We start from the raw sequence: 10,696 nt of genomic DNA, 5'->3' as shown, positions 1-10,696 counted from the left end.
GGCGCCGTGCTGTGGATGTGGCTCACGGGCGTGTTCGGCATGGCTACCAAGTACTCCGAGGTCTATGCTGCGGTGAAATACCGCGTGAAAGATTCAAACGGCGAAATGCACGGCGGCGCCATGTACGCCTGGCGACGGGCCTTCGTTCGTCCCGACGGCTCCATACCCTGGTGGGCGAAGCTCGGCTCGGTGGCGTTCGCGCTGTTCGCTGGCGTAGCATCGCTGGGCATCGGGTCCGCGGTGCAGTCCAGCTCCATGGCGGGCGTGATCGATTCCAATTTCCCGGGCATTCCCATGTGGGCCTTGGGCCTTGCGATCGTGATCATGGTTTCGATCGTCATTTTCGGCGGCGTGAAGGTCATTTCCCGCGTGTGCGAGAAGCTGGTGCCGTTCATGGCCATCGCCTATGTATGGGGCTGTGTCGTGATTATCGGCATGAACTGGGAATACGTCTGGCCTGCCATCAAGCTTATCTTCGAATGCGCCTTCACCGCGAAGGCCGCGTTCGGCGGCGCCGTGGGCAGCGGCATCATGCTGGCTTTGCAGTTCGGCTGCGCGCGCGGCCTGTTCTCCAACGAAAGCGGTCTGGGATCGGCCCCGATCGTGGCTTCTGCCGCCGCCACGCGCAACCCGGCACGTCAGGCGCTCGTTTCCATGACGGGCACGTTCTGGGACACCGTGATTATCTGCGCGCTGACGGGCGTGGTGCTGGTTTCCACGATGTTGGCCAATCCCGACATCGTGACGGTGGGCAACCTCAGCGAAGGCGCCGCGCTTACGAGCGCCGCGTTCGCCTCGATTCCGTACGTGGGCACGCCCATCCTGGTGATCGGCATGATCTTGTTCGCGTATTCCACCATGCTGGGCTGGAGCTACTACGGCACGCGTTGCGCGACGTTTCTGTTCGGTCGCCGCGCGTTGCGTCCCTACCAGGTGCTTTACGTGTTCGCGGCGTTTTTGGGCGCGATTGGCGTCGGCGGTGTGGTGTGGACGGTATCCGACATCGCCAACGCTTTCATGGCGCTGCCCAACATCATCGTGGTGTTGCTGCTCAGCGGCATGATCGCCCGAGAAACGCGCCACTATGTGTGGGATAAAAACCTCGACGAGAAGTCGAGCGAGCGCACGCCTTTGAGGGAAGACGTGATGCGCTAGATGCCTGGTCCGCCCCGTCGTCGAATATGCAAGGTTCGACGACGGGGCGGACCTTTTCGGTTTTACGGACCGTACGATCGAGTGTCGTCGATTTGGCCAGGGGCCGCTGCAACTGCATTCGACGCATGGAGCTCTTCGGATAATGCCGGGCAAAGCCTGCTTATTCCGTCTACTTAGTATCATATGGTGAAGATATGTTGAAAATGATGAATAATCAGACCGTCCGAATGAAATAAACGACCGTTTGCCCGTAAATCTAACAAAATCGACATATTGTCGAAACCGCATTGCAACAAATTTTCCACAGTCCTATTATTATTGAGTCGATTTATATGAATAATCATTTGAACGTTGTATGACAGACTGCCCGACCGACGGTCTGTCTTTTTTACACCTATACATTCTGTTGCGGAAAACGAAGGGGGGCGATTCCGCATGAGGGCTCTGCTGCCGGTCGGCTGCAATGAGCGCGCTGCTTTCGTAAGCGGCGCACCTTCTGCGTCCCTTTCTTTTCGGGTTTGCACTTCTTTTCTATTCCTCCTGACGAATAGCGTCCGGGGGGGGGTATTCACAGCTCGTTTAGCGCTTCAACTGAATCGATTTTTCAATCGCTGTCAAACGACGGCGATTTTTGCATGCGTTGTTGCGGACGCATTGCCTCGCTGTGCGCTCGTATCGGGAAAGCGGAGGGCTGATGCATGATCGCGCGCATTTGGAATGTCGTTCTTACGCTCCTGTTGATCGCCGCCGCCGCGTTGGTGATCGCTTTCGCAGGCGTGCGCCTGGTGGGGCTGACCCCTTTCGCGGTGCTTTCCGGTTCGATGGAGCCGCAGTATCCGGTGGGCTCTCTCATTTATGTGAAAGACGCCGACCCTGCGACGGTCCAGGTGGGGCAGGCCATCACGTTCGAGGACGGAGCCGATCGCTTGGTCACGCATCAGGTGTACGACATCGATCCCGAACAACGCCTGTTCTATACCCAGGGTATCGCCAACGTGAACAGCGCGGGCGAGATTTCGCACGACGCCGCGCCCACATCGTGGGATGCGCTGGTCGGCGTGCCGGTGGCGTGCATTCCGTACCTGGGCTATGTGAACGATTGGATCACCCACGCGCCCGGCATCTACATCATGGTTGGTTTGGTAGCCGTGATCATGGCTATCTCGATTGCTATGGAGCTGTATCGCATGAGCGTCGAAAAGCGCCGTGCCGTCGAATTTGAGCGCTACCGGCAGGATATGCAGCGCCGTTCGGGCGCTTATGCGGGCTACGCGCAGGGGCGCAATCCCGCCGCTTCGTATGCCGCGCATGCCATGCCGAACCGCGGCGCGAACCCCGGCGCGCAGGGCGTGCCGTACGGCGCCGTTCCTCCGAATGCTTACGGCGCGCAGCCTTACGGCAATGCGGGTCGCACGTCTGCTTACGACCCCGCGCGCGGCATGGCGCCCGGCGCGGGCCAGGCGGCACCGTATGATGCGCGCGGCGTAGCACCGCAGGTTCCGCCGTATGCCGGCGGCTCTCAGCAGCAGCCCGCAAGCGCGTACGTGCCCGTGGTGCCCGCCGGTGGCAAGCACGCGACTCCTGCGCGCCGTGCTGGCAAACGACGATAGCGAACCCCAGCCCGAAGCGGCTTTCCATAAGGCGACATCCATCCGGTGCGATGTTGACAAAAGGATGCTTGTAGAAGCACGAAAGAAAGGAGAGGAAATGGACACCTCGCAAAACACGGGAAAGAAGAGGACGACGCTGATCGTCGCCCTGGTGGCCTGCCTGGTGCTGGCCGTGGGCGCAGGCGTGTTCGCCTGGTTTAGCGCTCAGGACACTAAGACGAACACGTTTGTGAGCGGCACTGGCATCACCGACCCCGATGTGAAGCCCGACCCCGATAAGCCCACGGACCCCCATCCCGACCCCGATAATAACCCCAATACAGATGGTAAGATCGTCGAGACCGAGTGGAACGAGAACTCCCCGCTGGCTCCGGGTTCCATTACGCCGAAGAATCCCAATATGGGTATCGGTGGGGATTCCATGCCCGCCTACGTTTTCGCCATGGTCGAGAATACCTTGCCTGCCGACGCATATTTCGTGCTGGGCAAAGGCTGGAAGCCGGTAGAGGGCTTCTTCACCGAGTACACGACCGAGAAGCACCCCAGCATTACCGACCCCGATGCCAAGCTCTACAAGAGCGGCCTGTTCGTGTATGTGGGCGAGACCAGCGATTGGGCGATGCTTGCTCCGACGGTCGACCCCGCGGGCAACAAGGCGAATTACACCGGTGAGCTCTTCGATAAGGTCTACACCAGCTCCACGTTCAACAAGGACGAGGTCAAGGGCGACAAGAACACCATCAAGGTAAGCGCTTACTTTGCCGCCGCTTCTGGCGATAGCGAGTACACCGACGGAAACAAGAACCAGCTCAAGCAGGAATCCAAGGATGAAATCCTCGCGAGTGTCAAGGCCTGGGCTAAGCCTGTCGCCACGCCCCTTCCGTAGGTTCTGATTGCCGCTTAGCCGTCTCTATGCGATTTCTTCCATAGGTCGTCGAGAAGGATCCGCGACGGGAAAAGCCCGTCGCGGATGCGGCATTTCCGGCGCTCGTTCAAGTCCTATCGGTTTGTTCGTCGTGTAAGCGCATATATGCGATATGCGGGTTTCCTCGATATCTCATATATGCATTTGCATAGAAGATGAGGCCACAATGTGCAAAGTGGCCTCATGGTCAGAAAGGGGGTCTGCCGCATGCCTGTTAAAGGAAAGCATGCTAAAGCCGACTCGACGAAATCGCGCATGATGCCATGGCTGGTTGTGGCCATGATCGCGTGCGCCCTCATTGTTGCCCAGACCCTCTCTTTCATCACGCGTGAAATACCGCTGCAGACCAAGGTCCAATTCGGCGACGTGGGAATCGTGACGCATGTTCTCACGAAGAATGCCGAGGGTGCCGAGGTCGAAGCTGCCGATGGCGATAATCTCGGCACGCACGACGCCCATGTGAGCCGCATCCTGCGCGTGGAGAATACGGGCGATCATCCCGTGTTCGTGCGTCTGAAGGTCGGCTTCGAATATGCGAAGAGCGGCGAAGAGCAGGGCAAGGAGCAATGGAGCCCCGTCGATGCCGAATACGTCGGCTTCACCTGGAAGGACGCCCCCGATTCGAACGCCGCATGGATCACGCGTCCCGACGATTCCGAGGGCAATACCGACGGATTCTTCTATCTGAATAAGGTGCTTCCGCCCAAGGGAGCACCTGATGATAAAGGGGCTCTTTCCGACCCGTTGAATATCGGCATCGACGTCGATACGGCGGGAATGGTCGCCGCATACGGCGCCGATTGCACGTTCCGGCTTGTCGTGAAGGGCTATGGCGTGCAGAGCGAGAACCAGAAGAGCGAAAACGTACTTGATGCGGAAGGCTGGGCAGAATGAAAGACCTTCTGAAAACGATCCTGAGCGCTCGTAAGCGAGCGGATATCGAAACGAACGCATGCATGCCCCGTGAATGCGCGGCATGCGAGGCGGCGCACGGCCCTCGCACGAGCGAGGGCGTTTCCGCGTGCGGTGCGGTCGGCGCGCCGGCCCGTTTCGGCGCTGCGGCAGCGGCCCTGATGCTGGCGGTCGCGGCCTTGTTCGCGGCGTGCTCGTTCGTCGCGCCCCAGCGGGCGCTGGCCTATAACCCCGACGGGCCGACGATAAAGGTTGCCACCGTCGATGAGCTGTTGATCGAGATCGGTAAATCGCGGGAAGCGTCCTACACGGGAAATATCGAACTTACGGCCGATATCGATTTCAGCGAGTTCGACAAGGACGGCGGCAAGCTCGAAGAAATCGTGAAACAGCACGGTTCGCTTACCTTCGGCGACAAGGACCACCCGTTCAAGGGCGGTTTCGACGGCAAGGGCCATTACATCATAGGCTTGGACTACCATCGAAATTTCTGGAAGCCCAAGGCGAACACGGGCCTCTTCTCCTTTACCGAAGATGCCTATATCCATGACATTCATTTCCGCGACTGCTATATCGGCGCCGACTTCCGCGGCGGTGTGCTGGTGGGTCAGGCGTGGAACACGCGCATCGAATCGGTGCGTATGGAGGATTGCACCATCTCGGTCACGCCGGCCAATAATGCGGTGTCGCTGATCACCAACGCTGGCGTCATGGGCGGCATCGTCGCGGGCGAGCTGCGCAGCGGCTCGCATATGTACAACTGCACTGTGCAGGGCGGCCGCGCGGTGAACAACTCGGTGGTGGGCATTTCCGGCCTGGGCGGCGAGGGCTTGTACCTGGGAGCGCTCGTGGGCTCGGCTGAGAATTCCGAAATCGAATACTGCCGTGTGCTGCCTTCCATTAAGTATTACGAGGACCGCAAGACGAATCCCGATGTCGACGTGTATGCGCGCGACGCCGACGGCCACTACCTGTATCAGACCGAGGTCTACAACCGCTACGAGGTTGCCGTGGGCGCCGTGTCCGGTCAGGGCGTGTACGCCGGCGGCGTGGTGGGTTACGCCAAGGACGTCGACGTGGTGGACTGCTTCTCCACCGCGTGGGTGCATACGTGGGTTGCCAACTACGTGGGCGTGGGCGCCGGCAACATCGGCTACGTGGGCGGCATCATCGCGCATTCCAAGAGCGATGGCGATAACGGCACCACGAGCCAGGTCATTCGCAGTCACTATGCGGGCAACATGGAAAGCTATCAGTGGAACGCGGTGGCCGTGATCCCCATCATCCAGAGCAACGTGTACCTGGCCGGTCTGGTGGAGCGCGACTGGAACGAGGATACGCGCCTGTACAATTCGTATTTCAAACGTAACGACATCGTGGGCAAAGACGAGGCCATCAAGCCGTATCCGCAGGGCTACGTGCGTTCGCTTGGCGATTGGCTGGGCCTGAACCACGGCGACGGCAGCTCGGCCGAGGGCTTCGGCTACGGCCCGATCGCCGACGATGCGAAGTACGCCGATCGCCTGTTCTGGGAAGGCGAGGGCTACGACTTCGAAGGCGACGAGCTGCGCTATTCGACTATCGACAATCAGGGCGAGGGCCATATCAACAAGTGGATCATGGACGACTACCTGGGCATTCCCGTGCACGGCGACTCCGTTAAGGCCACGTTGGACTTTCCCGGCGCCGGCGACGTGACCATCTCGCAGTCCAGCCTGGGCAAGGAGCAGAAGACTGCCGACCCGTATAACTTCGTCGTCCAGCCGGTGAGCGCCAATGAAACGGAACTCACGTTCACGGCCGCGGTGAACAACGATCGCGCCGCCAACCCAGCGCTGGCCATGGTGTCTTCCGATGCCAACGAGGGCTTCCGCTTCCAGGGCTGGTTCCGCAACGAGAAGGTAACGCCCAACCACATCCAGCAGGACAACCATGCGTTCTTCGATCCCATGGTGCCGCCTGCGCCCAACGGTAAGCAGGTGTTCAATAACGAAGCCGACAAGCTGAACCTGGCGTACAAGGCCGTGAACCCGGGCACGGGCGACCAGCGCAATGAGGAATTCTCTAACAACGACTTGTTTGTGGCCTACTACCAGGCCCAGGTTTTGTTCCACGGCGTGAAGGGCGAGGTTCTCGATTTGACGGGCGCCGCGAACGTCGATACGTCGGATGACTGGTACAACCACCAGGACCTGCTGCCCGTGGTTCCTGAGCCCGCAGTGCGCGACGGCGTGGACGGCGGTGCGAAGTTCCTGGGTTGGACTACGCAGAAGAACGCGACCACCGGCGGCGGTTGGCCCAACGTCACTATGTCCGAACTGAACGGCATGAAGGCGAATGGAGAGTTCTTCGAGGGCGGCGAGAGCATCGAGCGTCCCATGGACCTCTATCCCGTATACGCCTCTCTGGGAATGAATATCAACGTGATCGCCGAGGGCCATGAGCTCGATTCGACCAGTTCGGACCTGAATGTCCGAGAGGGCGTTCTGGAAGCGAACGTGACGGCTGTCGACGGAAAATATGTTCTGAGTGTCCAGGGCTACGATGCTGACGAAAAGCTCATGCTCGAGGGCGAGCTGCCCGACGGCTACCGCTTCCTCGGCTGGTACGAGGTGGAGGTGGACGAGGCTGGCGAGCCCGTAGTGGATTCCACTTACGGTAATGCCGTCATGCAAGATTGGGGAAAGTGGAATAAGGACCCCAAAGAGAACGTTATGCCCGTTTCGACTGTGTCTGCAAATGTGTATCAGCATGGCTTGAGACTGTCGGCAAAGCCGACGTACACCATTCCGGCTGACACCGATCTCACAAAGAAGCACGCATACATCGCGCGTTTTGAGTATCGTGTTGATTACTACGCAAAGACCCCCAGCGCCGAGAAGCCGACGGAGTGGTCGTCCCCTTATTTGATGGCTTCGGTATGGGAACCCTACTTGGGTAAGTTCAATGACATTCCGGGCCCCGAGTTCTATGATTGGCGACATGATCACTGGACGCTCGATAAGATTGATGGCTGTGCGGAAACGGAAGAGCACAGGGCTGAAAATAGATTGGTTGCGGGTGTCGTTTCGCATACGCTGGTGAACGGACATAACGTTGACCAGGGCGGAGATGCGTATGGCATGGAAATCTATTCCGATTTCCCTAATTCCGCTACGTTCGATACGGGACACTTGGCGAGTGGTGTATTCTTCGAGGTGTACGCAACGACGAAGAACGATTTTCAGCTTGAAGGCGGTACGTGGGTTCGAACGCACGAACGCAACTATTCGATTATTAAAGAGTCTTATGAAGCGCCCCATAAATACACATGGCGTCTTGGAGCAATGAGTTCTGGCGCGGAATATTGGATAGAAGCTCGTCTTACCGCAGAGGTTGACTTCGTTGATGCGGGGGGCACCGTCGATGCGCCGACCCCGGTAACTGTGACTCGTGGTTACGAGAAATATGAAAACTATGACCCTCAAACAGGGACATATGAGAACAATTACCAGCCCGTATTGCTTGAGCGGGATCGAGTGTATACATATCGATATCCTGTTCGCGAGGGATTCGAAGATGGTGGAAAGCCAATGAGCGCCATGCCATGCGTTGATCGTCCGGAGGATGGTCCTCAGCCATTGACCACCACCAGCGCTGCATCTCCGAAGGATGCGGAGATGCAAGCGAAGCGTCCCGGTTCGCTGTTTGTGGGCTGGATCGACAAGACCGAGATTGCGCACGGCTCCATGACGAAGGCCGAGTACGATGCGGTCTATGACGAGAGCACGCGTACGGCTAGGGTATCGATAGATGCCATCAGCCCGTACCTGGTGACGGAAGAAACGCTGTGCGAGCGTCCCATGACGTTGTACCCCGTGTACGCAGACTATGACTGTGCCACCACGACGAACATCACGCGCGACACCACACTGACCGACCCAGCCAACCCCGCGATCGACCCCGCGCTGGAAAACGTCGCGATTAACCCTGACGGCACCAAGACCGTCACGGTGAAGGCCGATGTCAACCCTGAAACTGCAAAGGGGTATTCGCTGGTCTCTTGGACCATCGAGAGCCCTGAGGGCACGGTTGTCGACACCGTTCGCGCGACTGACCCCGAAGGCAACCCTGCCAAGGCTGACGGAACCGCGGTGAGCAACGGCAACGCAACGCTGAAGTATCCTATCAAGGCTGGTCAGCCGTATGTGATTGTCGCTAATTACGAGGCGAACCGCGATGCCGAGTTGGATGTGAAGTATCACACGAGCGTCGGAAAAACAGAGATTGTAAAGAAACATGCGGGAGACGCGCTGGGCAAGGCGCCCGCTGCCTCTTTCGACGTGCCGAATGCAGCGCTTGTGGGTTGGACTGAGCAGCAGCCTGCTGATAGAGCTGAATACTTGATGTTCGATCAGGCGGATGCGACCAAGATGGTTGACGAATACACGCTCGTCCAGCGCCCGATGGAGTTGTGGCCCGTGTATCGCGCCATCGGCACCGAGGGCGATCAGGCGAACGTGCGCGTGAATTCGAACATCGACGCCGAGCACCCCGATCCCGACGACCACCGTCGCGCGACGGTGAAAACCGCAACCACTCCGCAGGGCACGCAGACCTACGTTGCCCTTGAGGCCGATGCGGTGGACGGCTACAAGTTCATCGGTTGGTATGAGAAGTTCGAAAGCGTGAGCAAAAACGACAAGAACGAAATCGTTGTCGTGGGCACGCCCGTCCCTGGCAACCGTGTGACGGGCGATGAGATGTTCGCAGGCAACCTTTACACTGCCGTTTATATGAAACAGCAGGTGTATAGCGTCATCTATCACTTCCCGGACGGGTCGACGTCTACGGTTGAAATCGATGAGGGCGATACGACGGCGTTCGTGCAGGAGATTCAGCCTCCCAAGCTCGACGAAGATGGCAATCCCATTATCGGACCTGATGGCAAGCCTGTCCTGGGCGAGGCGGTCGATGCCATGGTCGTCGGCGGCGAGGAGACGGCCGCCATCGAAGGCGCCCTTGATGCGAAGAACAAGGCCGGCGATGTTCGTGAGCTGTTCAAGGAATGGCAGTGGAAGAAGTCCGACACGGAGACCGTGCGTTGGGATGGGTTCTGCAGGAATCAGATCGTCGCGAGCATGAAGGACGCGAACGTGACCGAGATGCATCTGTATCCGGTGACGCATCGCCTGAACGCGCTTGACCAGGATGGCGCGCCGTACGCCGCTTCCAATCTGGTGTGGCAGATCGACCCGGCCGTGTTGGCGAAGCCCGATCCGGCCCCCGATGCCATGCCTGCGGTGAAGATCGCGTTCGGTCCGAACACGCTTTATCTGGGCAACAAGCTCACCATCCATATGGACGAGGTGCAATACGCGAACGCTGCAAGCAGTCCTGTGGACGATGCGCCTGTGGGCTTGTACGACAACTTCGACTTCACGAAGGCCAAGCAGCTCGACCGCAAGGTGACGGGCGCCGGCGATCAGGGCGCGGGCAATGCCGTGTTCGAGTTCGAGACTTCGGGCGAGCTGACGATCGAGAAGGTTGCTCCTGCTTCGGCCGACGGTTCCACGTTCACCTTCACGGTGACGGAATGCCAGGCCGATGGCACGGTCCTGCCCGATGCGAAGAGCGCGACGGTTACGGTGACGGCTCAGAAGGCCGGCAAAGACGCCGCAACCGCCACGGCGAAGCTCAACGTGCCGTGGGGCTATTACAAGGTGGCGGAAACCGGCTGGGGTTGGCGTTACAGCCCGACGTATGAGTTCCTGGAAAACGGCATAGTGCATGCCGACCGTCCTGCCAACGTGGTGTTGGTGCGAAGCATCGGCACGGCAAAGGTGACGAATGCCTTGACCAACGACAAGTATCTCGATGGCGAGGATCGTGCGAAGAACGTCTTCGGCGTCGGTAGGAATCCGATCCAGAATGGAGGTGGGCAGTAATGCGCCGACATGACATGAATGTCCCGCGCGGTCGCGCGGTCGGGTCCAAGGCCCGCGCCGCCGCGCCCCAGGCGCCGCATGCGTCCGCCTCTCGGACGCCGACGCCGCATCTTTCCGCGGACGAGGCGCGTCGCTACAAGAGGGCGGCGCGCGCGAAGGCTGCTTCG

The 10,696-nt window shown here is 59.3% G+C and carries 5 protein-coding genes; all 5 read left to right on the top strand.

Going from position 1 to position 10,696, the window contains the following annotated elements:
- A partial coding sequence (locus Q6E04_RS01485; protein WP_303249058.1) for a sodium:alanine symporter family protein occupies positions 1-1,155 on the top strand: 1,155 nt, incomplete at its 5' end.
- Between the two features lie 698 nt (positions 1,156-1,853).
- Positions 1,854-2,765, top strand: coding sequence for a signal peptidase I (locus Q6E04_RS01480; RefSeq protein WP_303249057.1), 912 nt, complete (start codon positions 1,854-1,856; stop codon positions 2,763-2,765).
- Positions 2,766-2,862: 97 nt separating this feature from the next.
- Positions 2,863-3,651, top strand: a complete 789-nt coding sequence (locus tag Q6E04_RS01475) for a SipW-dependent-type signal peptide-containing protein (protein ID WP_303249056.1) — start codon at positions 2,863-2,865, stop codon at positions 3,649-3,651.
- A gap of 246 nt (positions 3,652-3,897) precedes the next feature.
- Positions 3,898-4,584, top strand: a complete 687-nt coding sequence (locus Q6E04_RS01470) for a hypothetical protein (protein WP_303249055.1) — start codon at positions 3,898-3,900, stop codon at positions 4,582-4,584.
- 62 nt (positions 4,585-4,646) lie between these two features.
- Positions 4,647-10,529: a hypothetical protein gene (locus Q6E04_RS01465; protein WP_303249054.1), complete on the top strand. Its 5,883-nt coding sequence runs from the start codon at positions 4,647-4,649 to the stop codon at positions 10,527-10,529.
- The last annotated feature ends 167 nt before the right edge of the window (positions 10,530-10,696 follow it).

The sequence above is a fragment of the uncultured Slackia sp. genome (assembly GCF_959608125.1).
GTDB lineage: Bacteria > Actinomycetota > Coriobacteriia > Coriobacteriales > Eggerthellaceae > Slackia.
This window is presented reverse-complemented; position numbering and strand designations above follow the sequence as displayed.